Here is a 26,737-nt window from a genome sequence, read left to right on the forward strand (position 1 = left end):
GACGGGGACAGGACCCGAGCTTTCCGTCTCGCCGCCTCGTCGACCACCAGGCCGGCACGCGTTTCCCACCCCGGAAAACCGGAATCCTCAAGGGTGGACAGCCTCGTTGACAACCGGCGGTGTCCGCGGAGGGTTCCGTCCGCTCGTCGGCATGAGTGACTTCCGGCCGGGTCCTGACCGGCGCCGAGTTGGCCGCGTTGCCGGGCGCGGAGTTCGAGGAGACGGTGGCGGGCACGCAGGTGTTCGCGCGGGTGTCGCCGGGGCAGAAGCTCGACCTGGTCCGGGCGTTGCAGCGGCGGGGGCACGTGGTCGCGATGACCGGCGACGGGGTGAACGACGCCCCGGCGTTGCGCCGCGCGGACATCGGCGTCGCGATGGGCAAAGGCGGCACGGACGCGGCCCGTCAGGCCGCGGACATGGTGCTGACCGACGACGACTTCGCCTCGATCGAGGCGGCCGTGCGGTGGGCCGCGGCGTGTTCGACAACCTGCGGAAGTTCATCGCGTGGACGCTGCCGGCCAACATCGGCGAGGGCATGGTGGTCCTGGTGGCGATCCTGCTCGGTGCGACGCTGCCGATCGTCCCGGTGCAGATCCTGTGGATCAACATGACGACGGCGGTGTTCCTGGGCTTGACGATGGCGTTCGAGCCGACCGAGCACGGGATCATGGGACGCCCGCCGCGGCCGCCCGAGCGGCCGTTGTTCACCGCGTCCCTGCTGCGGCGGGTGGTGCTCGTGTCACTTCTGCTGGTGGTGGCGGCTTTCGGTGCGTATCGCCTGCAACTGGGGTTCGGGGCTTCGCTCGCGGAGGGGCGGACGACGGCGATCAACGTGTTCGTCGGCGTCCAAGCGGCTTACCTGCTCAGCTGCCGGTCGCTCGATCGGCCGGTGCTGCGCGCGACCCTGAGACCGGCTCAGCTCACTGCCGCAGTGGGGGGACTTGCCTCGGCTCGCTGTGGACACGGCGCATCCAGGGGAGGTGTTCCTCGGCTGTCTCGGTCAGGGTGTCCAGCGTGCAGAAGATCCAGCCCCTGTGCACGGTATGCAGCCAGCTGGTCATCGTCTCCCGGCCGCGATCCTCGTCAGGTCGAGTACCCCGTCCGTCCGGTTGCGAGGTCCGCACCGATGAGCGCTTCGCCTAGAGCCTGTTTTGATGTGCTGACCTGCGGAGGTTCTGGCCGGCGTTGTCAGTGCGGCGTGTCCTGGATCAAATAGACGAGGTCTCCGGTAGACCGATCAACGACCAAGCTGATCAAGAACACCGGAGACCTCGTGCCCAGCCTAGCGGCGACGGGGCGAGCCGACCTGACCGACGCGCAGTGGGCATGCTGGAACCGCTGCTGCCTGTCGGCAAGAAACCCGGCCGCCCACCGACATGGACAAAGCGCCAGCTTCTGGACGGTATCCGCTGGCGGGTCCGCGTGGGCTCGCCGTGGCGTGATGTCCCGCCCGCCTACGGCTGCTGGCAAACCGTCTATGGGTTATCCGGCGCTGGCAGCGTGCCGGGGTGTGGGCGCTGATCCTGGCCGGGTTGCAGACCCGGGCGGATGCTGCCGGGCTGATCACCTGGGAGGTGAGCGTGGATTCCACGATCAACCGGGCGCACCAGCACGCCGCAGGCGCCCGCCTCGAGGGCGACTTGCAGAAAGAACCACCCGGTGGTGTCGGTGAGCCCGAACCGGCCGACCACGCGCTGGGCCGGTCGCGGGGCGGCTTCACGACCAAACTGCATCTGGCCACCGAGCAAGGCCAGAAACCATTGTCGTTGCTGGTGACCGCCGGGCAGCGGGGTGATTCGCCGCAGTTTGAGGCGGTGCTGGCCAGGGTCCGGTCGCCCGGATGGGTGGTGGGCGAGCCCGGAGCAGGCCGGATCGTGTCTTGGCGGACAAGGCTTACAGTTCCCGCGCCAACCGGGCCTATCTGCGGCGGCGTGGGATTGCGTGCACGACTCCTCAGCCCGCTGATCAGGCCCGGCATCGCCGCAACCGCGGCCGGGCGGGTGGTCGGCCACCGGCGTTCGACCCGGAAATCTACAAGCAACGGCACGCGGTCGAGTGCGGCATCAACCGGCTCAAACGCAACCGCGGCGTCGCCACACGGTTCGACAAACTCGCGGTCCGCTACGAGGCAACCGTGCACATCGCAGCGATCAACGAGTGGCTACGACATTGAAACATGCTCTAGCGCTGACTTCGGCGCGTTAGGCGGAAGAAGTCGCTCAGGGGCAGCTGGTCGGGGCCCGTTCCATGGCCCGCTGGTCAGCGTGACCAAGATCCGGTGATGGCGCGAGGTGTTCGGGCGAGACCTACAGCCGTTCAGATCACTCACTGACGATCCTGCATCACCGGCAGCTAAACATGCTGGAACGCCTTCGCCTCGGAGGTCTACCCATCGTCCGCGTGGCAGCGTCCACGACCTGTTGACAAGTGACGACCTTATGCGGGACGCCCTGCGGTACACGGATGCACGGTTCCGGACGCGGCGAGCATTGTAGGCTGAGCGGGAGCGCCGACGCTCGATTGTGCCTTACCGGCGTGCTCGGTGCCGCCTTTTTCCCGTCTGTTTCAGGTGATCGTGGCACACGAAGCCTGGCTCGCCGCGTTTCGTGCGTTTGCACCGCGTTCCGTCCTCGGTCACACCAGTGCACCGGTAGACCCGGTTCGAAGAGGCCTGTGGTGTTCCGCTGGCTTGAGCCGTCTCCTTCGACCATGGCCAGCGACGATCACTGGCGCGCACGCGTTCGGTCAAAGGGTTGTCGCGGTCGTCGTCGTAGACCACCAGTCCTCCCTCCACCTCACGGAACGGTGAGAATGCCCTTCTTGACGGTAGGAGACCTGCCCCTGGCAGGTCCATGACAGGTTGCCGACCCTCGTGTCAGACGGGCTTCCGCTGACGGAGTGGCTACGCATCGCCGTCGGGACGATGTGATAACTGTCAGGGGTGGGCACATCGCCGCCGCGTCGCCCGACCACCACGACGCGAGAACCATTGGTGGGAGTGCTCCGGAGGTGGGCCGTTGGAGGGCAGGGCCCATGTCGCCGTCCTCGACCCGTTGCCCCTCTTCCAGCGTGGCGTGGTCGAAGCGCTAACGTCGGATGAGATCGTTGTCGAAGTGCCGGCCGACATCCGGGCGTGGGCAGTCGAAGGTGGTCAGCGGGTCGTCATCCTGACGCTCGCGGTACCGACGGACTGGGAGCTGCTCGAGCAATTGGGCCGGGGAACCCTGGTGATAGCGGTGCTGGAAGAGCGCACCGGACCGTCGTCGATCAGGGCACTCCGGCTGGGTGCCGGATCGGTCGTCGCGCGAAACGCGACGGCGGACGTGCTGCGGCGGGCGCTCGACGCGATGCTGGCCGGGGACGTGGTCCTGCCGAGACCGGTCGTCCAAGCCCTGATCTCTTCGTCGCGGACCGCGGAGAGCCCTGCGCCGCTGCGGATTCTCGAGGACGCGGAGGTGCTCTGGCTGCGCCAGCTCGCGTCGGGGGCGACCGTCGCGCGGTTGGCGGCGGCGGCTGGATATTCCGAGCGGGCGATGTATCGGCTGCTGAACCGGATTTACGACCGGCTGGGCGTCACGAACCGCACCGAGGCGCTCATCAAGGCCAACGCCTACGGCTGGCTGGACGACGGCTCGTAGCGCCCGGGGTCAGCGGCCGCTGGCCGCCATGATCGCGGGCTGCAGCCTTGCGTCGTTGAACAGCGTCAGCAGTTGGACGATCAGTTGCGTGATGCCCGGGGCACATGTCACCTGCCGGGCCTGGCGGAAGAGTGTGATGGCCGCATCCAACGGCGGCTCGTCGCGCAGGAGGTGCTCACCACACCGGGCCAGGCCCTCCATGTCGAAAGCGCCGAAATCGCGGTTGTCCTTCCGGCTGCGCACCGCAGCCTCGAGCCGCAACTGCCGGAAGCGGCGCTGAGCCGTCCACGGGGAGCCCCGGCGGTACTCCAGCACACCGTCGAGGGCGAGCGTGATCAGTGCACGTCCCGGCAGCCTGTCCCTGGTCGCCTGGTAAACGTGATCCACCGCATCCGGCATTTCGTCGTCCGCCAGGGAGCAGATGGCCAGGATGGTGTACATCTCCCGCTGCAAGGGAAGCTGTCCCAGCAGCAAGGCCTGCTCGAGCCCGTTTTGCGCGTGTGTTCTCGCTTGCCGGAGCCGGCCTTGCCAGAGTTCGAGGTTGGCCAGTGCAACCTGGTGCCAGCACCGCGTCGCCCAGCTGTCGATGTCCCTCGCATGTGCGCCGGCTTCGTCCAGCGCCGTCTTCGCCCGGTCGAAGTCACCGAGTTCCGCGTACCGGGTCCCCAATTTCAGGACGACGTCGGCAAGCTGGCGGCGGGCGTCTCGCGTCGATCCCTGCTCCAGCCGGGCGCGAGCCCGGTCGGCTGCTTGCTCGAGGCAGTCGACTGCCTCGTTCAGCCGGCCCCGGTGACGGTGGCATTCGGCGAGACCGGCCAGCGGGACCGCCTCGGCTTCCCATTGGCGGTATTTGCGAGCGAGTCCCAGGGCCTTCCGGTAAAAGAATTCGGCTTTGGCCATCTCGTCCCGGCGCTGCAGCACCGCGCCGAGAGACACGTACAGCTTCGCCCGGACGGCGGGCTCGCCGTCCACGTCCAGGTAGGAGATGGCCTGGCGGCAGAACGCTTCGGCCGCGGGGAGATCGTCGCCCCGGAGGGCGATTTCACTGAGGGCCTGCAGATTGACGATCTCGGACAGGTCATCGTGCAACACCCCGCTGAGCTGCTCGCGCTGGCGGCGAAGGACCCAGCGGCAGCCCCAGTTGTCGAGGTGATCGTCCACGTTCTCGACCGCGCGGAACGCAGCGTCGAACTCTCCGGCTTGGATGAGGAGATCGATCTCGTTGAACTCGGCCGTGAGATCGCCGAGCTCCCGCACCTCGTCCTCGTGCCGCCGCTGCAGCGCGAAGTAGGACGCCGCCCGCAGGACGATGCTGCGGCGGTCCCACTCGTCGTCGGCGACCGGCTGCACCGACTCCAGCGCTCTGTCGTCGTCCGGCGGTTGCACGTAGTACAGGTTGTTCGCAGTTCGCCGCACCAGGTGGCGGGCCTGGAGGCGTTTGAGGCTCTGTTCGACCTGCTTCGCTTTCTCGCTCGGCAACATGAACGCCACGGCTTCGGCGTCGACCGGGGTGCCGAACGCCGACACCGCCTGAAGGACCCGCCGCGCCTCGGGGGTGAGGCCGCCGATCAGGTGCCCGGTGAGAAAGTCGAGCGCATCATCGGGGGCGACGTTGGCCAACGCGGCCACGATGTCCGTGAGAGTGGTCAAGGAGCTGTGTTCGCTCTCAGGTGAGCCCTCCAGGATTCCGTGGACCACCTCCGCGGCTCGCGGTCGCCCGCCTGTTCGCTCATAGAGTGCATCGACCTCGTCATCGGGCGGGTCCAGCAGCCCGAACGCGTCGTGGGGGTCGAAACTGGCCAGGAGTTTCTTGAATTCCTCCGGAGGCAGCCCTTTGTCGAACCTCCGCACGAACGTCCGGGTCAGCCACCGCCGGGGGCGCGCGAACGGTTGCTCCCGCGTCGCGATCAGGATCTTCACCGCCATGCGGCGTTGCCGGGAGATGGCCTCCAAAGCTTCGTCGAGTTCCGCGTCCATCAGTTTTCCGGTGGTGGCGTCGAGAAGGACTTCGTACGAGTCCAGGACGACGATCAGCTGCTTGTCCTGGATCAGCTCGAGAAGGAGTTCCAGCTTGCGGGAAGTGGAGATGTCGGTCCGCTCCAGCTGGACCTTCGCGGGTGCCCGGGGAGGTTCGATCGCCTTTTCGAGCAGCTTGGCCAGGTCATGCGCGGTGAAGGAATGCGGGCCGTAGGCCTGGCGGTACTCGAGGCGTACCCGGTGCGCATGCGACACCTGCTCGAGGACACCCTTCACCAAGCGTGTCTTCCCGATGCCTTCCGGTCCGACGACGAGGACGATCGGGACCCGGTCAGCGCGCACCTCCTCGAGGACGGCCGCGGCTCCTTCCTGGTCGGCGATGGCGGCTCCGCCTCGTGGAAGAACGAGGGCCGTGGGTGCCGGGACCGGTGCTTCCGCGGCCACCTGGGCTTCGGCGTACAACTCCCTCAGCCGGGCCTCCAATGCCGCCGCCTCTTCTTTGGCAATGGCCAGTTCGGAAGGGGGCAGCCTGCGAAAACTGTCGCGCTTCACGCGCAAGTGCTCTTGGAGCTGTGCTATCTGACCCTCGGGTCGGCGCAGGCTTTCGATGCGCCGAAAAAGATCTCGAAGGCCCTGCTCGCGGTTTCCCGTGAAGTCGACCGAGGGGAGGCGATCGACCAGTGGGTGATACTTGAAACCATTGCCGAGGCGCAGCGTGATGATCGGCTTCCCGTATTCACGAGCGTAGTGCAGCTCATCCATGCAGGCATTGCTTTCCGGCGTGTGCTCCGCACGCACGAAAAGCAGGAGATGGCAGATGCTGACGGCTCGGGGCAGACGTTTCTCGAAGGTGTTGACCGGCACCAGGTCATGGGGGGCGAACCACGAGGTCACCGGCGATCCGGGCTTGGCGAGCGCATCGACCAGCCAGCGGGCGAATTCCGTGCTCTCTTTGTTGTCGTCGACGTACGAGATGAACGCTCGCATGATCGCCTCCCCTCTCCCGGCGAGCGCGCTCGGCGGCCTGCTCTGTCATGGTTACGCCCGCGCTGGCAGGATTCTGACAGATGGTCGGCGCGGAAACCATGGTGCGCACTGCTGGCCGGTGAGGCTGCCGGGCAACGGAGTACGTCCGCTGCGCCGAGTGGAGTACGCCCGGCTTGACCTCCGACCATGAGAAGATCGGTCCGTGATACTCAGAGGGCTTGCCTTGATGCTGTCGACCCGGCGAGGCTTGGGGTTGTTCGCCGGAACAGCGTTGGTCACCTTCGGTCTGCTGGGCGGCTTGGTCCAGCTTTATGCAGCTCTCTGGCCGAAGAATGACATCAACCAAGCAGTCGTCATCGTGGTGATCGCCGCCCTGATCGTGACAGCTGCGACCTGCCGGGCGTGGCCGCGCCGCTACCTGCGTCGGGACTTCGACCGTCCGGAAATCAGCGTTGTGGTGAAGGTCGGTGACCTCTTCGAGCAACCCGGGCATCTGGTCATCGGCTTCAGCGACACCTTCGACACCGACACGACGGACGGCAAGATCATCAGTCCCGACAGTGTTCAGGGGCAGTTCCTGCACCGAGTGTACGACGGGGACCAGGGCCGTCTCGACCGCGAAATAGTGAGTGCGCTGGTCAATACGAAGAAGATCGGTGAGGAGCGGCTCTCGGACAAAGAGGGGAAACTCAGCCGTTATCCGATCGGGACCGTGGCGACGCTCGGGCGGCCTGCTCGGCGGTATTTCTGCGTCGCTTACACGTACATGCAGAACAACCTGATCGCCAAGGCCGGCGTCGATGACCTGTGGGAGGCCCTGAGCCGGGTCTGGGACGCCGCGCGGCAGTTCGGCCAGCGGAAGACGCTGGTAGTCCCGGTCATCGGATCGGAGCTCGCACGGATCAGCAGCCTGGATCGGGACAGCTTGCTCAAGATGACGATCCTGTCGTTCGTCGCCAGTTCGAGGCAGCAGGACGTGTGCAAAGAACTCGTCGTCGTGGTGCACCCTAAGGACTACGATAAGACTGACATGCTCGAACTGCGAGCGTTCCTCCGGACGCTGTAGCGCCGATCCGTGGCCACTGCTCTCCGCGGCGATGGCCGAGGCCGGCGCGTGTAGGTTCGGAAGCATCCGATTCGGGATAACGCGTCAAATTTCGTGAGAGCGCGAAACGTTTCGGCCCGGGCGCCGGTCGTCGCGCGCGCTGGTCATCGATCGAGTGGCGGACGTCTGGACGTTGGTGTCGATCGCTTCGCCAAGCATCCAGCGAGATTGTCCGCGGTCCTTCGTTCTGCGCCCGATAACGGCCCTAGCGGCTCAGGTTGGGTATCAGCTGTGAAGACTCTCAGAGGTTGAGGCGTGTGGTTAGCGTGCAAGATCGTCTTCGGACACTCAATTACCCCATAGAGTCGCGAGTCGCGGCGAGGTCAGAGTAACAGCAGCTGGTCGCCGACGGTCTTGTCTGTCGTGGCAAGTGTGCAGCGTGGACCGCATGCCTTGACTACTTGTGTCGGGCCGCCACACATGATCGTTAGGTCGTTCGTTCTCAGGTAGTCGGCGATCGCGGATCCGTCGTCGCCTACGGTCTCGGCGAATCGGGCGCGGAGATCGTTGAGTAGGTGGTCTTCGCGGGCGTAGACGTTCTTGGCGAGTTCTGGTGGGCGGTTGCGGGCGCTGGTGTGGCCGTGTCGGCAGCGGTAGCCAGGGCGGCCGTTAACCCAATGCGAGTCCAGCCGGCGTCCGCACAGCTGACATTGTACGAGTCCTGCCAGCACGTACGTCCTGGTATGGCCGTGTTGGGTGGGTCGGGCTGCGCGCATGCCCTGGACCTCCAGGAACGTCGCCTCGTCCACGAGCGCCGGATGCGCCACCTTCTCGGACTGTGACCAACCTCGTGTCGCCGACGGTCGGGCTGGAGAACCGTGGTGGGCCGGGCAGGTTGTTCTGGCGCCGTGCTGGTTCCACACCTGCCGCCCCGTGTACCGCGGGTTTTCGAGGATCCCGACGACGGTCCGGACGATCCACTCGTGCCTCGTCCGGTGTCGGTTACGGTCCCGGTTGGCGATCGAGGGGCACGGGACGCCGCGGTCGTTCAACTCCCGCGCGATCCCGGCCACGCTGCGTCCGGTGGCTCGTTGCTGGAAGATCCACCGCACCCACGGTGCGGTGGCCAGATCGGGTTCCAGGCGGTGCAGGCGGCGGCCCCACCTCGCATGGGCCCGGTTCGGGTGCGGACCGGCATCGGCCAGGCGGTAGCCGTAGGGTGGCCGGCCGCCGAGGAACCTGCCTTGAACACGGGCCTGGATGTGCATCGCAGCCAGCACGCGGTGCCGAGCGCGCAGCACCTCGCGACGCGACTGGGACCCGAGCAGCAGTATCAGTGCCTGGTGCACCGGGTCGTGGAGGTTCACTGGACCATCCGCTTCGGGGAGCCACAGTTGGATGCCTTGCTCCCGGAGCGTGGTCAGTACGGCGTTGAACTGCTCTCCGTAGAACGCTCGCTCGTACTCTCCGATGACGACGGCATCGAAGGAGCGGTTCGGGTGCTCGGCGTCCGCTATCAGGTGGGCCGCGGCCGGCCGTTGACGCCAGGGAAGCCGACGTGAGCATCCTTCGTCGAAGTACTCCGCCACGATCACGCCGCGGCCGCGGATTGTCTCCTCGGCGACCTCGCGCTGCCACCCCAACGACGTCGCCCGGTCCTGGAACTCCACCGTGGACATCCGCCCGTAGAACGCGAACCTCAGCCCATGGCTTCTGACAGGCTGCCGGCGGCGCCGGACGCCGGCTCGACGCGGGGAAACCGCAGATGTCAAGGCGGCCGCGTCCACAGTTTTGGTCATCGTGCACCTCGGTGCTTGAGGCGGGTTCGGGTCGAGGGCGGAACGCGGTTGCCCGGTTCTGATGACGAGCCGGGAGCTGATCGGCACCCGAATGGCCGCATTGCCGGTCGTTTATCCGTGTTGCACGGCAAGCGGTCGACCTTCGCCCTGCTACGAATCGCCCCGATGGGTAGCGGCGTTGACGAGCACCACCGCGCCGTGGTCGGCCGCCGGTCGCAGCTCCGGCCAGGGCGGTGGCAGCAGGAACCGTTCGAACGCCGGTTTTTCGCGGATCCGGCCCAGCAGGGCGTCGTGCTCGGCCCATCACCGCCGCCGGTCCTCAACCCGGACGTCGAGCTGCCGGTCGTCGGTTCCCATGGTCGGGGGCAAGGTCAAGGCGATGAGCAGGGCGCTCCACCGGTAACCGCTGGGGCTGTCGACCAGCAACAGCGCAGGGTCGCTATCGTTCACATCGCCGATCAACACGGGGCGGTGGTGGCGTTGACGAGTACGGCGGCTCAGCCTGGTGTGTCCGGAGCGTGCCCGGTGGCGATGGCGGCGAGCTGCCAATGGTCGGCGCGGCTGCCGACGAGTTCGGCATCGAGCCCGGCGAGCGGGTCCAGTTCGGTCACTGGCAGCGGGGTGCGGGCGAGGATGAGCGATTCGCTACGACGGAGCGGAACTTCAGGTGATCGCGGACTACCTCGACCGAATGGTCGATATTCTCCGTAAGTAGGCCGGGAGGCTGACCAATCGCTGAATGACCGGCTGAATGGCGTGGGGAGCGGGAAGAGATGGAGAATCCCTATTCGACAGGTGGGGGAGGCGTCGTTCTGGAGCACCAGTATGGCGCGGTCCTGCTCGGACATCTTCTGCTCGGCGACCCCCTACCGGAGTTGGGCGATGATGTGGTTCCGACAATGGTGCGATTTCAGGGTTCCGCGTTCAGTGCCGTTGACGACCTGATCGTGACCGGCGAAACGCCGGATGGTCGAAGCCGGCAGGTATCGATAGGCGTGCGACGCGCGCCGTTATTCCGGCCAAGCCACAAGGCCACGAGCGCATTGCTCGTACCGTATCTCCAGGTGGTGACCGACCACTGGGACGAGGTCCGTACCGGCCGCTGGCGCCTCGCGCTGGCGGTGGCCAGCCCGAACAAGCATGTGCAGGAGATACGCGAACTGGCGACCGTCGCGCACGGTCAGCCGGACCAGGCCGCGTTCCGTGCGGCTGCCTCGGAGCCGAGACGGGTGGCTAAGCAAGTCCGCGACAGGCTGCGTCTTCTCGCCAAGCTAGTCGCGAATGCTGCCGCCAGCGCGAAGGTGGACCTTGAGAAATGTTCCGAGCAGGAGCTGACGTGGCGTGTTCTCCACAATCTCTGGTTACGAGAGCTACGGCTGGAAGGAGTCGACCAGACCGACCGGACCGGCATGGTCGCCCGCCTTCGGACCATCGTCTCCGCGGTGCCAGCCGCAGACCGTCTCTTCACTAAATTGGAGACGTTGTCCCGCGAATACGCTCCCGCGGGAGCGACGGTTACCCGGCTCATGGTGCAACAACGTCTGGCCGGCACCGCGATTGACATCGGCTGGTCGGACGGGACACCGGTCGGACACGGGTCCGGTTCGCCTCTGCGCACTCGGTACCGCAAGCAGGTCGAACGCATCGCTCCAGTTGAGCTGCTCGACCGCGAAGCTGAACTGGCCGAACTGGCGAGTTTCTGCACGGAGGGCCACGAAGGACGGTACATCTGGTGGCGGGCGGACGCATGGGCGGGCAAGTCGGCACTGATGTCGTGGTTCGTCCTGCACCCGCCGCCAGGGGTGCGGCTCGTGTCGTTCTTCGTCACCGCGCGGCTGGCGGGACAGAACCATCGCATCGCGTTCATCGACGCGGTGCTGGAGCAGTTGGCCGCCATTCTGGGGCGGTCCCTCCCGCATACCGATTCCACCCGTGAATACCACTTGCTCAGTATGCTGGACGAGGCGGCGGAAACGTGCCTCCGGCACAACGAGCGCCTGGTGTTGCTGGTGGACGGTGTGGATGAGGATCGAGGTGTCTCGACCGACCCTGACGACTACAGCATCGCTGGGCTGCTCCCGGTCGTGCCGAACCACGGCCTGCGGGTGGTGGTGGCGGGACGGTACAACCCGCCGATACCCGACGACGTGCCGGACAACCACCCGCTGCGGGATCCGTCGATCGTCCGGCCGTTGGCGACGTCGCCGGCCGCGACGGTGATCAGAGGGGAGGCGGAACGGGAGCTGCGTCGCCTGCTCGCCGGATGTGGGCAGGACCTCGTCGGCTTGCTCGTTGCCGCGCGGGGTGGGCTGACCGCCGGTGACCTCGCCGAACTGACCGGGCGGCACGTCCGCGAGATCCAGGACGAACTCGACACCGTTGTCGGCCGAAGTTTCTCCTGGCGGCCCGGAAGATGGCGCGACACACCCAGCTACCTGCTCGCGCATGAAGAGCTGTACGAGATCGCCCTGGACTTCCTCGCCCCGTCGATCGCCGGGTTCCGGGCGAGGCTGCACACGTGGTTCGACGGCTACCAGGCAAGGCGCTGGCCAGCGGACACGCCGGAATACCTGCTACGGAGCTACTTCGACATGCTGGCCGACAGCGACGACATGGCCAGGGTTATCGCCTGCGCGACGGACCACGTCCGCACGGACCGCATGCGTGGCCTGTCCGGCGGAGACCAGGCGGCCCTGGCTGAGATCGACCGTGCGCAGGACCTCGTCCTTCGCCGCCAACCTTCCGATGTCGGGATGCTGGCACGACTAGCGGTACACCGCGATCGGCTCACCACACGCAACTCGAAGGTTCCGGTCATGCTGCCGGCAGCCTGGGCACTGCTGGGCCAGCCGGCGCAAGCTGAAGAGCTAGCCGGCTCGATTCCCGTATCGTGGGCGAGTTCCGCGGCCATCGCGTTCCTCGCAGAGGCGATGGCTGACGTCGGCGCTCTTGATCGCGCTCGTGAACTGGCAGAACACGTGGCTAAGCTGGCGGTGGACGCACCGCCGCCATGGCCAGTCGAGGGAGAGGTGCTCGCAGCTGTGGTCCGTTCGATGGTGGCTGTCGGCGACCTCAGTCGCGCCATCAGTCTCTTCGAGTCGCTCAGAGACAGCAGCGTTGCCAACAGCTCGCGGATAGAAATGATGCCGGCACTGATCTCGACAATGTTCGATCAACTGGACATCACCCATGTTGACCGGTTTGTGACATCAATTCCAGACGCTGTCGTAAGAGCCCGAGCATTGCTGCACCTCGCCGACATTTCCTCTTCCGCTGACTATCTCGCACAAGCCGTCGATCTCGCACAAGCCGTGGCGCTCGCGCCACGCGGCCACCGCTCTTCATTCCTGGTGATGCTTGCCGTCACCGCCGCGAAGCTGCTCGGACGCGAACGGGCCGAGGAACTCGTGCGTTCGCTGGTAGGCGACCCGTCCACACCAGACGCCACCACGATCCCGGTCGCGGCGATCGCCGCTCGGACAGGCCACCTCGACGAGGTCATCACCACGATCGTCAACCTGAGCGACGGCGACTTCGATCGCGCGATGTTTTCCCTTGTGCCGTTTCTGCCATGGAGCGATCCACGCACGAGCCAACTCCTCGAACGGGCGCGTCAAAGCGGAGCCCAGAGATACCTGGCTAAAATGCTGACCGCAGTCGGCGCTTTGGATCAGGCACTGGAGTTGGCGTCTGAGCCGGAGGACCCGGATTTGCTTGCTTCGCTCGCGCATTGTGCGGCCTGGCAGGGACGAATCGACCAGGCGAGACAGTTGATCGCTGACCTTTGGGCGAGAATTGGGGGCGATCAGGACTCGTCCTGGTGCACGAGCGGCTGGAGCAAGCTCAGCGAAGCGGCCGCGAACGCGGGAGACCTGCTTCTGGCCGAGCACTTCGTCGGACTAGCGCGACAACTCGTGAAATACAAACCCGAAGCAATCCGGCCGGATGCCATAGAGGACTTCGTCTACGCGCTCGACCGACTCGAACACATCGACGAGGCCACCGAACTGGCCGAGATGATCACGGACGACAACTCGGACCTCCACAGGGCACTCACCGTCGAAGTGGAAATCACCGGCTGGGAGTCGGACGAAGAAGTCGAGGAGTTACTGAACCAGGGGCCAAGTCGACTGCCGCACCCGACCCGGATCCCGGAAGGATCCGCCGTGGACCTGCTGACGACCAATTCCTGGACAGAAGCCCTGCCAGTCCTGGCCCGAGACCACCCCGATCTACTACGGGTCATAGCCGCCGAACTGGACCCGGTATCGATACCGACGACCTGAGACTTGTCGCATCCGGGCCAAACACTACGCCCGGCCGTCCGGGTCTCGGGCGGCCAGGCGAGCCGTTCGCTTGAGACTCGCAGCACACTCAGCGGCATGGACGCCGGCCGGGCCGCGCCTGCACGGCCTCCAAGGCCATCGTCGTTCGTCTGGTCCTTAGGCAATCCTTGCGGATGGATGCTGACCAACCGCGTCGCCACCTCATGGTGTTGAGCCAGCCGCTTCCCCCGGATAGGGCAGACGTGATCGAGTCGACCGATGTCAACATCGGAGCTACCGCGACAGTGGCGCGTAACCTGGCGAGCGCACCTTAGAGAGCTCGAGGGCCTCTCGGGGCAGCCGTAGGGCCATGATGACGCTGCCGGTAACCAGAACCCAAATCCTTGGTTGGTTCGTCCACGACACGCCGACCCTGGCTGCGCTGCTGCCGGAGAAGCGCAGGCGCCCTCGGCCCTCCGGTGTCCGGCCAGCAGGACTGCCTACGTCCCCGCGGTAGGTAAGGCATCGCAGGTCAGCCGCTGTTGCGCGTCTATAGGCTCGGGCGGTGAAGCCTACGGTCCGGGAGGGGGTTGCAAGGCGATGAATCCGGTACTTCAACAGGTCTTGACCGTGGTCGGCGTTCTGCTTGGTGCAGCTGCTTCCTTCACGGTGACGGCGACGAACGCTGACCATCCGAACACCTCGCTCTACTGACCGTGATCACGGCCTAGCAGGCATATTGCCAGGTAGATCGGATGATTGCCACATCTCCGCCACGAAACTCCGACGTTTGCGCTCTGGGCTCAGCCGAGCACTCGGGCTTGGATGATTTCAACACATCCGGCAATCAGGGGAGAGACGTGACCAGGGGCGAACGCGTCTCGCGGCCTTCGCGCTTGTACGTGACCTGGCACCGCAGCGTGGCCGACAACCTGGACCACGCTGTCATCGACGAAAATCTTGCCGACAGCATCGCGCTCCAGACGGGCCGCTACGACTCGCTGTGCGGCCGCGAAGTGCTATTCGCCTCCTGCCTGGTGCCTCCGGGCCGTCGGTGCGGCGCGTGCAACGCGCTGGTCCGGCTTCGCTCGACCCCCGCCGACGACCGAACGCATGTGCCACGGGAAGCCGTCGCCTGTTCGGCCGCCTTCAGACTCCGGCTGTCCCGCCGCCGCGCCCGCCTCAACGCGTGCGGGATACGGTGGCCCGGCACGCCTAGCAAGCGCAGGAAACCGTCCAGCACGGCCGCCGGGCCGGCGGGTGGGTTGGGCGGGGTCGGGGTGGAAAGCCGCGCAGGTTCACGAACAGGACCCCGTCGAACGAGGTCTGCGGGCGAGCACGTGCACGGCGTGGACGGCGAGTCATGTAGAGACCTGAGCACTTGTCGCGCATTTGGTTCCGGAAACCGCGTGGCGCGTCAAAGAATATTCTTGATCTTGCCCATCAGAGATCGCAGGAACTTTCCCCAGTCGTCGCGCAGATCCAGGAACCGGGTGGGGTCTGTGTCCATTGACTCTGCCTTCGCATAGGCGATAATTAGGAGAGTTAGGGCCTCCATGGTTCGACGCGCCGTGCGGGTTGCCTCGTCTCCGCTGACACTGCCAGGTGGGGCTTCGGCAATGACCCTGATTGGCTGCCATAGTTCCTGATAGAAGGGGTGGCGAAGATTGAGTCGAACGATGATTTGGCGGCTCAGGTGTTGGATGTCAATGAAGCTCGCTCCAGGGAAATCCACTGTCTCTACCACAAATGGAAGATCTTCGATCTTCTCAAGGTACTCCTCTTTATCATCTGGTTTCTCGCGGCCTGTGTCCTTGGCGAGCTGGTCAAGAACTTCTTTCTCCTTGTCTGGCCCGGGTCCCGCAGCTTTGCTCTTGGGCAGCGTGCGGTCTGCCTTTCTCACCGCATCCAGAATTTCGGAGTGCTCGCCTGCGCGCTCCTTGGTCTTTCGCGACGCCTCGCCCCAGAGGGTCTGGATTTCTTCCCGGGCTTGGGGGATCCATTTGGCAAGGTGGCCGCGGATGAGTGCGCGCAGGTCACCGTGAGGCTCAACTCCGCGTTTGACGTTGCGAACACCCATATATTCGTCTAGTTCCGGGTTGAAACTCACTTCAATGCCAATAAATCGATCCGGATCCTCAACGCCGCCTGGCAAGATTTTTGGAACCGTGGTGTAGTTAATTTCACGGTCAAGTCGCACGAACGACAGTGAGCCCAAGTTGTCTGGCACCCGCAACTGGTCGGCAAGCTGATCACCGCCCATACCGCGGCGGCGTACAACCTCGGGCGGGTAAACCGACACACGGAGTCGGACCTTGCTGCCGGCAAAGACAAACACCTCGTCGGCAAAAATCTTTGACTCATAGTGAGGCTTCGAGTCGAAGCTAGGGTCGACGTCCTTCCTTCGGTAGTGCTTGCTGAGGACCTGATCGGCCCATGTTCCATCCATGAGAAACAGTGGGTCATGTGGCAAGAGCTTGGTATTGTTTACCGAAATCACGATGCCCCCGTGCAAGAAATGCCGGAACATTCGCGATAGCTCTTTCTCAATGTCGACGCGAAGCTTGTTCGCGTCTTCCGCATAGCGGCCTTCCTCTAGCCGGTCAACCTTAGACCAAACTACGAGCGTGCCTGTACCAGCTGGAAGCAGGTCATGAAGTTCATCGGGAACGGGCCGTTCTGCTGGTGCTTCGATGTCAGCTGATTTACCGTCTGCGGCCATCTTCTCGGCCTCTTGTAGGTCGAAGTAAACGTGCATCCAAGGTGCTTCTGTGGCGGTGCGGCTCCACACATCGAGCCGCTCACTGAAGTTCAGTGCGGCCAGTTTGGCGCCGACGCCATACTTGCCGATAGTGGTGGTGGACATGTACCTCGTCGAGTAGCCAACCTGCGGGTAGTGATGGAGAATGTCCAGGTCCATGCCGATGCCGTCATCGGCGATGGCGATGCGGTGGATGTGCCTTCTTCCTCGCCTGTTCTGACCTTCATCAAGGCGAACTTGAATCGTGTTCGCCTTCGCCTCCAAGGCGTTGTCGACGACCTCGCCTATGGCGCCGGCGAGGCTGTAGCCGGAGTCGCGCAATGAACGGAGTGCCTGCCCAGTCAGGATGACTGGGATACGGTCAGCCATTGCAGTTCCTTTCGTGCTTTATCGCGAGCACCCAAGCTGGGTGCTGCATTTCTTGTTTGATCGCATCGCTTGCGGGCGAGTGGTTAGAGTTGCCTGCGCTCGGATTATTTCCGAGAGTCTTGCGTGCCGGTGCTGCAGCAGGAAATCGCAGTGCGCAGTACCTGCGAGCTTGGCGCGTTGAAGCGTGTTCAAGGACACGGTACGTACGTTCATGTCGCCAGCCCGCTCGTGTCGAACAGTGCCGAGGCGATGGTCCGGATCTTGCTCCGGGTACGGTCGACTGTACGAGTTGACACGCCTAAGTGGCGCGCGGTCTCCGGCACGTTCTTGCCGTCGACCATGCTGTTCAAGACAGACAAGGCGACTTGGCCCAGGTCGGCCTGAACCTTGGCCCGCAGTCGCCGCTCAAGATCGCGGGCGACTGCCACATCCTCTGGCGTGATGGACAACACGATGGCGGTGCCCGCTACTTTGCCTGCAGGACCAGAAGTGTGAGCCGACTGCGGACGTGTCGCACGGTTCTCGGTCGCACGCGAGTATGTAGTGGCGTCTACGCGGCCGCCAAATGCAAGGTGATCAGGAGCGATCAACGCGGCGATCGCGGCGAGCCCGCGGGCCTCCACGTCAGCCGTACGGCAAACCGCCACGCGGGCATCATGAAGGACTTCGTGTTCAAGGAAGGCAGACACGCTCTGCTTCCGGCGCGGTGACAAAGAGTAGTCAATAGCGCGCTCAATGACGGCTGAAGCCCTGCTTCCAGGGTTGGCCTCAGAAGCCATCCCAGTGCCGGCGGCTCGCACCAAGCGTGTCTGGAGAGACTGAATTACAGCTATTTTGGCGTCATCAAGGCGCAACTGATCCACTTTTGACTCCTTTAGCCCGTTCGCCCCGTCCGGTGGCAAACCAGCGATGTCGATGTCAACCATAGTACGTGGAGGAGGTGAAAGCGCTGCTCCTCCACAGACGTACTGGGCAGAGAAGCGGGAGACCACGACAGCGGGGGAGGAAGTGAGCCCACATGACCCGGGCGTCAGGGCTCGTTCGGTCGCTCTCGAGCTGATTCGCTGTGAGCCGTAACCTAGATCGATCAGTTGCTGCCATGGCTGCAGCCGTGGCAACGACGACGAGATGGGTCTTACGACTCTGTGGTGGCGCGCGTTAGACGAGTTCGGCTTGGCGTTGACGCAGTATTCTGGGCTCGAGCAGGTCTCTCCGTATGTGTTGAACCCGCGGCTGGTCGGCAATAAGCGCGGCAGGCATGGTCACTGCGGTATGCCTGCTGTGACCGTCCCAGGCGGTCGGGCGGCCTACTGAATCGTTCAAGGAGGAGCGTTGGGGCGGCGATGACCGTTATGGCTCGCGAGCACGTATTACGTCGCGGAGCTGCACTTGCGGCTCGCCCGGGTAGGCGACCCTCTCCCTGCGGGGGCAGTCGCGGTACGCCGGTGTCCGATTGAGCTCGCTGTGATGCGAGTACTCGATCCGACGCTCGCTCGGAACCAGGCCCTAGATCGCTGGTTGTAGCTGATGCGGTCTTCCTTGTGTGAGGCGTGTAGATAGTGAGCAAGATCGTCCTCGGACACACGCACTATCTACACCCGGGCTGGTCGTCGCATAGACGGCCAGCTCTTTTGGTTCGTAGCGTAGCTCCAGGTTCAGCTGCAGCGGCCCTTTGGTGAGACCGAACTCGCTGCCGTCCTGCCGTGGCCGGTAGCCGTCGACGAAGTCTTCGTAGGAGTAGGTCGGGTGGAACTGCACCAGCCGTACCCGGTCAGCGGATTTCGCGATCCACTCCGCCAGCTTCCGGGCGATGTAGGTCTTGCCGGTGCCCGGCGAGCCTTGGAAGATCACCTGCTTCTTCTCGTCGAGCAGTTGGATCACGCGCTCGAGGAACGGCTCGTCCAGATAGAGCTCGTCGGCGAGGTCGCTGAGGGACCGGTCGTCGGTCTCGGGCGGCCGGGCTGGCCGTCGTGTTTTTGGGAATCTCTGTTGGCGGCTGTACGGGCAGTGCTCCGCTGCCGCGGCGCCAGCCTCGGAGGGCGTCGGCTTCGGTCTCGGGCCACTCAGTGGGCGGATCGTAGGTCATGAGTGCCCAGAGCAGCGACTGCGCGTCGAGGCGATCGGCCAGGGGCTTGCCGTGCCGGCGGAAGGCGTCGATGACCTGGTCGAGGAAGACCAGGAAGACTTCGTAGCGTTCGCCCTCGGTCGCGGACGGCTCTGGCTTGGTGTGGCCGGTCAGCCGGTACGCGAGCTCGACGGGGTTTGCCCGCCACGGCGGGTAGGCGAACACGTCGACGGCACCGAGTAACACGGAGGCGCGACTGAGACCTGCGCAGAAACGTAGTCCGGCCATTACGGTGAGACACGAGAGCCTCCGATTGGCGTGGGTCCTAGACAAGCCACACCTCAACCGGAGGCTCTCCCCACGTCAACCACGACCTGCCGCCACCAACGTCCTGGCCAAGTACACCTAGGACGTCCTCTGGCTCTGCAGCTCCGGCGCGGTTTCGTCGTCGGCGTGGCCCTGCCGGTCGACGGCGGCTATTTCGCCCGCCGAGGTGGCCAGGCGACGACGAATTCGCCCGTCAGGCGAGCACGCCGGATGTAACCGGCCGACGACCACGACGCCCGGCGAGCAGGATATGCCGGTTAGCCCGGCGGCCGCCTTCAATAGCGAAGCTGTGACGAACGCGCGAAGCCCCTTACCTGGTGGCAGGGGCCAGTTCGCGGTCGCCCGCCGCCTGTCCGCGCCGGGAAGCGGCGGGAATGAACGCCGCGATCGCGAGCGCGGCCAGCGCCATGACGCTGCCCGTGCCGAGAATCAGGCGGAAGCCGCCCTGGGAAGGGACGGTCGCCGAGCCGAGCGAGACGGTCAATTGGGCCAGGATTACCCCGGCGACGGCGCTGGAAATCGACGTGCCGATCGAGCGCATCAGCGTGTTGAGGCTGTTGGCGGCCGCGGTCTCGGACACCGGAACCGCGCCCATGATTAGCGCGGGCATGGCGCCGTAGGCGAGGCCGATGCCGGCGCTGATCGTCGCGGAAACGAGCACCAGTTGCCACACGCTTGCCATGAGTACGACCCCGAGGCCGTAGCCCGCGGCGACCACGAGGGCGCCGGTCATTAGCGTCACCTTGGGTCCTCTGGTCGCCGTGATCCGCGCGGACACCGGTGCCGTCGCCATCATCAGCAGCCCGGACGGCATGAGCACCAGGCCGGTGACGAGCATGGTCTGGCCGAGGCCGTAGCCGGTGGCTGTGGGCAACTGCAGGATCTGGGGCAGCACCAGCGACATCGCGAACATGGCGAACGCGAACACCAGCGACGAGAGGTTCGTGAGCAGTACCTGCGGCCGCGCAGTGGTGCGCAGGTCGACCAGGGGCTGTCCGGCGCACAGTTCCCACCAGCCCCACACCAGCAGAAGGACCGCCGCCGCGCCGAACAGTCCCAGCGTCGTGCCGCTGCCCCAGCCCCACGCTGCGCCCTTGGAGATCGCGAGCAGCAGGCAGACCAGCGCGGCTGAGAGGCCGGCCGCGCCGACGACGTCGAAGCGCCCGCCGGTGCGCACGCTCGACTCCGGGACGCAGGCCAGCACGAGCGCGGTGACGATGACACCGAGGCCGGCCGAGGTCCAGAACAGCACGTGCCAGTCGGTGTTTTCGGCGAGGAAGGCCGCCGCGGGCAGGCCGAGGGCACCACCGACGCCGAGGGACGCGCTCATCATCGCGGTCGCCGAACCGAGGCGTTCGGCGGGCAGTTCGTCGCGCATGATGCTGATCCCCAGTGGGATGACGCCGGCGGCGAGGCCCTGCAGCGCGCGGGCCACGACCATCGGCACGAGTGTGTCGCTGAGGGCGGCGACGACCGAGCCCGCGACGAGCAGGCCCAGGCTGAGCAGCAGCATGCGCCGCTTGCCGTACATGTCGCCCAGCCGGCCCACCACCGGCGTCGCGACGGCGGCAGCGAGCAGCGTCGCCGTGATCACCCAGGCGGTGTCGGCCGGTGCGGCGCCCAGGAGCCCGGGGAGCTTCGGGAGCAGCGGGGTGACCAGGGTCTGCATCAGCGAGACCACGATGCCGCCGAACGCGAGCACCGGCACGACGAGGCTGGGGCGGGCGTGCGCCGGTGACGGCGGGGTGGACTGGGACATGAAGGGGCCTCCGGTCTCGGGAGAGCGGTCTGCCCGCAAATTAATTCAATCAGTTGACTTAAAGCAAGTCCTTGGTCATGCTGTGCGGCAGGAAACATTCACCGACGAGGAGTCGTTGATGACACCAAGCAACGCCACGCGGGAGCTGCCTCGCTTCCCGTTCGTCTCGGACGCTCCGCTCGAGCCGCCCACCAAGTGGGCCGAATACCGGGCGAAGTGCCCGGTCGCGCACGTGCAGCTGGCCAGCGGGGACGAGGCGGTCCTGATCACCCGCTACGACGACGTCCGGAGCGTGCTGTCCGATCCGCGGTTCACGCGGCCGAAGCCGGGGGACGGCGGGGCCAGGGTGGCGGACACCGAGTCGGGCGGCGTGTTCAACAGCGAGATGGCCGAGGTCATCCCGCAGCACGGCGAGGGCCACCTGAAGTGGCGCCGCATGATCGGCAAGTGGTTCACCGCCAAGCGGATGAACGCGCTGCGGCCCGGGATGGCGGCGATGGCCGAGCAGCTCGTCGACGAGATGGTGGCGAAGGGGACGCCCGGTGATCTCAAGGCCGGGGTCGCCTTTCCGCTGCCGGTGTGGGTGATCTGTGACATGCTCGGCGTGCCGGACACCGACCGGGACCGGTTCGCGCACTGGTCGGACGTCATGCTCAGCATGACCCGGTACACCCAGGCCGAGTTCGACGCCGCCCAGCGGGAATTCGGGCAGTACATGGGCGGGCACATCGCGCGCAAGCGGGCCGAGCCGGGCGAGGACATCCTCAGCGCCCTGATCGCCGACGCGGACGCCGAGGGCGAGGTCTGGTCCGACAAGCTGCTCATCGCCACCGGCATCGGCCTGCTCATCGCCGGGCACGAGACCACCGCGAACATGATCGCCAAGATGGTGGCGATGCTGCTCGCCGACCGCGGCCGGTGGGAGGCGCTGCTGGCCGACCCGGCGCTGGTGCGCACCGCGGTGGAGGAGTCGCTGCGGCTGGACGCCAACGCCGGCATCGGCATGCTGCGCTACCTCAGCGAGGATTTCGAGGTCGCCGGCACCGTGCTGCCCGCCGGGACGAGCGCGATGTGCAGCATGGCCTCGGCCAACCGTGACGAGAGCGCGTTCGAAAACGCGTCCGACATGGACCTGAGCCGCAGCCCGAACCCGCACCTGGCCTTCGGCGCCGGCGCGCACGCGTGCCTCGGGCAGCCGCTGGCCCGCACCGAGCTGCAGGTGGTCCTGGAAGTGCTGCTGCGCAAGCTGCCGTCGCTCGAACTGGCCGTACCGGCCGGCGAGCTGCGCCGCGTCGAAGGGCTCGCCGTCGGCGGCCTGCGAGAACTCCCCGTGCGCTGGTGACACCGTGATGACGAACAGGGCCGAGGGCAAGGCAGAACGGGCGCACGCGACGCGGGAGCTGATCTTGACCGTCGCGGAACGGCTCTTCGCCGAGCACGGCGTGCTGGCGGTGTCCAACCGGCAGATCAGCGAAGCCGCCGGGCAGGGCAACAACGCCGCCGTCGGTTACCACTTCGGCACCAAGGCCGATCTGGTGCGGGCGATCGCCCGCCGGCGTTCAGCGCAGGTCGAGGAGGTGCGCCAGCGCATGCTGGCCAGGCTCGGTGATGACGCGGACCTGCGGGACTGGATCGGGTGTCTGGTGCACCCGTCCGCCGAACACCTGGCCGCACTGGGCAGCCCCACGTGGTTCGCCCGGTTCATCGCGCAGGTGATGACCGAGCCGTCGCTGCGCGAGGTCGTCGCCGAGGAGACCCTGTCGTCGCCGTCGCTGATGCGGACCGTGGAAGGGCTCCTCCGCTGCCTGCCCGACCTGCCCGCCGAGGTCCGCGCCGAACGCAATGCCATGACCCGCCAGCTGGTGCTCCACACGATGGCCGAGCGTGAACGCGCGCTCGCCGAGGACGGCTTCACCCCGCGGGCCAGCTGGCAGGACGCCGCTTCCGGCCTCACCGACGCGCTCGTCGGGCTCTGGCTGGCGCCCGTCACGACACCGCAGAACGAAGGAAAGGCAGAACGATGAAGATCACCGTGGACGAGGACAAGTGTTGCGGCGCCGGCACCTGCGTGCTGATCGCGCCGGACGTGTTCGACCAGCGCGACGAGGACGGGATCGTGGTGCTGCTCGACGAAAGCCCCGGCGCGGAGCTCCACGCGATCGTCCGGGAAGCGGCCAGCGTGTGCCCGGGTGTCGCGATCGCGGTAAGCGAGGATGCGTGAACGCTCCTGGCGGCGTCTTGGTCGTCGGGGCGTCGGCCGCGGGGCTGGCGACCGTGGAAGCTCTGCGTCGCAAGGGGTATGAGGGTCGGGTGACCGTGCTGGGTGCCGAGGCGCACCTGCCGTACGACCGGCCGCCGCTGTCCAAGCAGGTCCTCGCCGGGAGCTGGGCGCCGGAGCAGGCGCAGTTGCGCACGCCGGAGGCACTGTCCGCGTTGGCCGCCGAGTTCCTGCTCGGCGACCCGGCGGCCGGGCTGGACGCGGCGGCCCGGACCGTCCACACCGCGGCGGGCCGGGAACTGACCGCGGAGGCGATCGTGCTGGCCACCGGCCTGCGGCCACGCACCCTGCCGGGGCAGGACACGCTCACGGGCGTGCACGTCGTGCGGACCCTCGACGACACCCTCGCCCTGCGCGCGGACCTGGCCCCGGGCAAGCGGACCGTGGTCGTCGGCGACGGCGTCCTCGGTGCGGAGATTGCGGCCACGCTTTGCGGCATGGGCGTGCCGGTCACCCTGGCCGGCCCGCAACCCGCTCCTCTGGCCTGCCAGTTCGGTCCGCTGGCCGCGGAACTGCTCGCCAAGCTGCATGCCGGCCGAGGTGTCCAGTTGCGGCTCGGCGCCGCCGTCACCGGCCTGGCCGACGAGGCGGGGCGGGTCGCGGGGGTGTGCCTGGACTCGGGCGAGGTGCTGCCGGCCGACGTGGTCGTTGTCGCGTTCGGCGCCGCGCCGGTGACGGAATGGCTCTCGGGCAGCGGGGTGCTGTGCGACAACGGCGTCGTGTGCGACTCCCGGTGCCGTGCCGCGGACGGGATCTACGCCGCGGGCGATGTCGCCCGCTGGCACCACGAAGGTCTCGACGTGTTGCTGCGCCTGGAGAACCGGACCAACGCGACCGAGCAGGCGGTCGCCGTCGCCGGGAACATCCTCGGCGAGGACCGGCCGTACACGCCCGTGCCGTACTTCTGGACCAACCAGTTCGACGCCCGGATCCATGTCCACGGCACGCTTGCCGCGGACGCCGAGGTGTCCGTTGTAGACGGTGATGTGTCCGCTGGCCGGTTCGTCGCGCAGTACCGCCGGGACGGCGAAGTCACCGGCGTGCTCGGCTGGAACATGCCCAAGCAGGCGCGTCATCGCCGCCAGGAAATCACCGGGATGCCGGCACTCGCGGGAGGAAAGCCGTGACCACCACCGAAACACCGATGTTCCCCGGGACCCGGGCGGCGTGCTGTCCGTTCGACCCTCCGCCCGCGATCCAGGCGCTGCAGGAACAGACCCCGCTGGCTCGGGTCCGGCTGCCGAACGGCATGACCCCGTGGCTGGTGACCCGGTACGCCGACCAGAAGGCGCTGCTGGCCGATCCTCGCGTCAGCTCCGACCCCCGCCGGCCGGGCTTTCCGAGCCCGCTGCCGAGCGGTCACCCGCGCGGAGAGGGCACCCCGATCAGCTTCATCCTCATGGATGACCCCGAGCACGCGCGGCTGCGGCGGATGGTGACCGCGCCGTTCACCATCAAGCGGGTTGAGGCCATGCGGGCGGGCGTGCAGCAGGTCGTCGACGAGCTGATCGACGCGATGCTGGCCGGGCCGAACCCGGTCGACCTGGTGACCGCGTTCGCGCTGCCGGTGCCGTCGCTGGTGATCTGCCGGCTGCTGGGCGTGCCGTACGACGACCACGGCTTCTTCCAGGACAACAGCAACGTTCTCATCAACCGCGAGACGACCCCGGAGGAGAAGGCGGCGGCGAGCAAGGCGCTGTTCGGCTACCTCGACGACCTGATCGGGGAGAAGCTCGTCCATCCGGGCGACGACCTGCTCTCCGGTCTGGTCGGGCGGATCGAGGCCGGCGAGCTGAGCCGGCACGACGCGGCCCAAATGGGCGTGCTCATGCTCATCGCCGGACACGAGACGACCGCGAACATGATCGCGCTCGGCACCCTCGCCCTGCTGGAGCACCCGGACCAGCTCGCTCTCCTGCGCGAGTCGGACGATCCGGCGCTGGTGGCGTCCGCGGTCGAGGAACTGCTGCGGTACCTGCACATCACCCACAACGGCCGCCGCCGCACCGCGCTGGAGGACATCGAGGTCGCCGGCCAGCTTATCCGCGCGGGCGAAGGCATCATCATGCCCAACGACATCGCGAACCGGGACCCCTCGGTGTTCTCCGACCCGGACACCCTAGCCCTCGCGCGCGACGACCGTCGGCACCTCGCGTTCGGCTTCGGCGTGCACCAGTGCCTCGGCCAGCCGCTGGCCCGGATGGAACTGCAGGTCGTCTACGGCACGCTCTACCGGCGCATCCCGACCCTGCGATTGGCGGCCGACCTGGCGGACATCCCGTTCAAGCACGACGGTTCCGTCTATGGGGTCTACGAACTGCCCGTCACCTGGTGACTCCTCGCCGCGGCTGGTCGTGAGTGAGAAGCAGCGTTCCAACACACGGGGTGGCGACGAGGGCGCCCTGAGCGTTGGGGATGCCGACGTGGTCGGACTGGCAGGTGCTCATGAACTCGCGGTACAGGCAGGAGGACTACCAGCCGTTGCGGCAGTTGGCGCAGGTGTTGTCCGAGGTGGCGAAGGAGCCGACGACGAACTGGCCGGGCTTGACGGCGGTCACCTCGCTGCTGATGCGGCGCAGTGCCTTGTGGTTGTTCATCAACGGTCTTTCCGGACCTGCACGGGCAGGGATGTCCAGGAGCGCAGGGTGTTGTTGGAATGGCGGTGTGGTTCGCCGACCGGCTCGATCCGTTCGACGCGGCCGGCCAGGGCGGTGAGCAGGGTCTCGGCTTCCAGGCCGGCCACGTGCTGGCCGACGCATCGGTGGATGCCCATGCCGAAGCCGACGTGGCCGGGGGGGGGGCGGGTGAGGTCGAAGCGGTCAGCGCCGTGCCAGCGGTCCGGGTCGCGGTTGGCCGCGGCGAGGAACATGAGGATCTTCGTGTCGGCCGGGATGGTGGTGCCGGCGATGGTGACGTCGGTGGTGGCGGTGCGGAAGAAGGTCTGCACCGGTGACTGCCAGCGGACGGCCTCGTCGAAGGCCGTCCGCGCCAATGCCGGGCTCTCCCGGAGGCGGTTCCAATCGCCGGGGTGGGCGGCGAAGGCGTACAGGCAGGCTGCCAGGCCGTGCACGGTGGTGTCGACGCCGGCGGTGAGCAGCGACCGCACCACCAGCGGGGCCTGTTCGCGGGTCAGCCGGTCAGTGTTGCTCCTCCATTGTGGGCGGAGGAGACCGCTGTTCGTCCTGTGCCTGGCGGTCCGCTGCCGGTGCGCACTCAAAAGTTGGAGCTCGACGCGCTGTTGCCCGATCCGGCGAGCGAGCCTGGCAGGCCGAGGGCGGGCGATGGAAGCAGCGCTGCCAGCGCCGATAGCTGGGAAACGGTTACTCGGAGCCTTGGAGCCGGCTGATCGCCTGCGGCGGACACCGAGATTTCTGAGTGGGGTAGAGATCAAAATTCTCGGTTCGGGACTGGATATGTGGCACGGCGAGCGTCGTCGCAGTGTCATCGGTGTGTATTCAGGGGTATCG

18 protein-coding genes and 2 pseudogenes are annotated in these 26,737 nt (G+C 66.5%); 11 read left to right on the forward strand and 9 right to left on the reverse strand.

Translation table 11 applies throughout. From position 1 onward, the window contains the following. Positions 1-224: 224 nt before the first annotated feature. The 4 genes and pseudogenes from IE317_RS45315 to IE317_RS17545 form a co-directional block, all read left to right on the forward strand. Positions 225-425, forward strand: a pseudogene (locus tag IE317_RS45315) (HAD-IC family P-type ATPase); the annotation flags it as partial. A gap of 50 nt (positions 426-475) precedes the next feature. Continuing rightward, complete coding sequence (locus tag IE317_RS45320) at positions 476-1,216, forward strand: cation transporting ATPase C-terminal domain-containing protein (protein WP_308443398.1); 741 nt, start codon at positions 476-478, stop codon at positions 1,214-1,216. Between the two features lie 57 nt (positions 1,217-1,273). Continuing rightward, positions 1,274-2,173: pseudogene (locus IE317_RS17540) on the forward strand (IS5 family transposase). An 844-nt stretch (positions 2,174-3,017) separates the two neighbouring features. Beyond that, positions 3,018-3,638, forward strand: a complete 621-nt coding sequence (locus IE317_RS17545) for a response regulator transcription factor (RefSeq protein WP_191311294.1) — start codon at positions 3,018-3,020, stop codon at positions 3,636-3,638. A 9-nt stretch (positions 3,639-3,647) separates the two neighbouring features. Here the strand turns inward: IE317_RS17545 and IE317_RS17550 are convergent, their stop codons facing one another. Continuing rightward, on the reverse strand, positions 3,648-6,602 hold the full coding sequence (locus IE317_RS17550) for a tetratricopeptide repeat protein (RefSeq protein ID WP_191311295.1): 2,955 nt from the start codon (positions 6,600-6,602) through the stop codon (positions 3,648-3,650). Between the two features lie 226 nt (positions 6,603-6,828). On the opposite strand from IE317_RS17550, the gene IE317_RS17555 reads away from it, so the two are divergent. Further along, positions 6,829-7,668: a macro domain-containing protein gene (locus tag IE317_RS17555; RefSeq protein ID WP_229902774.1), complete on the forward strand. Its 840-nt coding sequence runs from the start codon at positions 6,829-6,831 to the stop codon at positions 7,666-7,668. Positions 7,669-8,030: 362 nt separating this feature from the next. Here the strand turns inward: IE317_RS17555 and IE317_RS17560 are convergent, their stop codons facing one another. Continuing rightward, a complete protein-coding gene (locus IE317_RS17560; RefSeq protein ID WP_373309065.1) occupies positions 8,031-9,446 on the reverse strand; it encodes a recombinase family protein in 1,416 nt (471 codons plus the stop codon). Between the two features lie 303 nt (positions 9,447-9,749). Then, positions 9,750-9,872, reverse strand: coding sequence for a hypothetical protein (locus IE317_RS45130; RefSeq protein WP_268246880.1), 123 nt, complete (start codon positions 9,870-9,872; stop codon positions 9,750-9,752). Between the two features lie 347 nt (positions 9,873-10,219). Here IE317_RS45130 and IE317_RS17565 point away from each other — a divergent pair, with 347 nt between their 5' ends. After that, positions 10,220-13,732, forward strand: coding sequence for a tetratricopeptide repeat protein (locus IE317_RS17565; protein ID WP_191311297.1), 3,513 nt, complete (start codon positions 10,220-10,222; stop codon positions 13,730-13,732). 1,396 nt (positions 13,733-15,128) lie between these two features. Here the strand turns inward: IE317_RS17565 and IE317_RS17570 are convergent. The 4 genes from IE317_RS17570 to IE317_RS17585 all read right to left on the reverse strand — a co-directional run bounded on the left by IE317_RS17570 (position 15,129) and on the right by IE317_RS17585 (position 20,992). Next, positions 15,129-16,841 (reverse strand): ATP-binding protein, encoded by a 1,713-nt coding sequence (locus IE317_RS17570; RefSeq protein ID WP_191311299.1) that lies wholly within the window; start codon positions 16,839-16,841, stop codon positions 15,129-15,131. Positions 16,842-17,050: 209 nt separating this feature from the next. After that, entirely contained in the window at positions 17,051-17,704 is a 654-nt protein-coding gene (locus IE317_RS17575) for a helix-turn-helix domain-containing protein (RefSeq protein WP_191311301.1), read from the reverse strand. Positions 17,705-18,347: 643 nt separating this feature from the next. Beyond that, a complete protein-coding gene (locus IE317_RS17580) occupies positions 18,348-18,917 on the reverse strand; it encodes an AAA family ATPase (RefSeq protein ID WP_373309067.1) in 570 nt (189 codons plus the stop codon). A 626-nt stretch (positions 18,918-19,543) separates the two neighbouring features. After that, positions 19,544-20,992 (reverse strand): MFS transporter, encoded by a 1,449-nt coding sequence (locus tag IE317_RS17585; protein WP_191311304.1) that lies wholly within the window; start codon positions 20,990-20,992, stop codon positions 19,544-19,546. A 118-nt stretch (positions 20,993-21,110) separates the two neighbouring features. Between IE317_RS17585 and IE317_RS17590 the strand changes: the two genes are divergently transcribed. Genes IE317_RS17590 through IE317_RS17610 form a run of 5 tightly spaced genes read left to right on the forward strand, consistent with a single transcriptional unit; the run spans position 21,111 to position 25,605 of the window. Beyond that, the gene (locus IE317_RS17590) at positions 21,111-22,334 is read left to right on the forward strand and encodes a cytochrome P450 (RefSeq protein WP_191311306.1); all 1,224 of its coding nucleotides are present in this window, start codon (positions 21,111-21,113) and stop codon (positions 22,332-22,334) included. Positions 22,335-22,341: 7 nt separating this feature from the next. Then, complete coding sequence (locus IE317_RS17595; protein WP_191311308.1) at positions 22,342-23,016, forward strand: TetR/AcrR family transcriptional regulator; 675 nt, start codon at positions 22,342-22,344, stop codon at positions 23,014-23,016. Further along, positions 23,013-23,213: a ferredoxin gene (locus IE317_RS17600; RefSeq protein ID WP_191311310.1), complete on the forward strand. Its 201-nt coding sequence runs from the start codon at positions 23,013-23,015 to the stop codon at positions 23,211-23,213. The genes IE317_RS17595 and IE317_RS17600 overlap by 4 nt, the downstream gene beginning before the upstream one ends. Then, entirely contained in the window at positions 23,210-24,397 is a 1,188-nt protein-coding gene (locus tag IE317_RS17605) for an NAD(P)/FAD-dependent oxidoreductase (RefSeq protein ID WP_191311312.1), read from the forward strand. Before IE317_RS17600 ends, IE317_RS17605 begins: the two co-directional genes overlap by 4 nt. Before the next feature lie 17 nt (positions 24,398-24,414). Beyond that, a complete protein-coding gene (locus IE317_RS17610; protein WP_191311387.1) occupies positions 24,415-25,605 on the forward strand; it encodes a cytochrome P450 in 1,191 nt (396 codons plus the stop codon). A 136-nt stretch (positions 25,606-25,741) separates the two neighbouring features. On the opposite strand, the gene IE317_RS45135 is transcribed toward IE317_RS17610, so the two are convergent. After that, positions 25,742-25,867, reverse strand: coding sequence for a hypothetical protein (locus IE317_RS45135; protein WP_268246881.1), 126 nt, complete (start codon positions 25,865-25,867; stop codon positions 25,742-25,744). Next, a complete protein-coding gene (locus IE317_RS45140) occupies positions 25,867-26,715 on the reverse strand; it encodes a cytochrome P450 (protein WP_268246882.1) in 849 nt (282 codons plus the stop codon). The genes IE317_RS45135 and IE317_RS45140 overlap by 1 nt, the downstream gene beginning before the upstream one ends. Positions 26,716-26,737 lie beyond the last annotated feature (22 nt).

Origin of the sequence: Amycolatopsis bullii (genome assembly GCF_014654205.1) — a bacterium.
GTDB lineage: Bacteria > Actinomycetota > Actinomycetes > Mycobacteriales > Pseudonocardiaceae > Amycolatopsis > Amycolatopsis plumensis.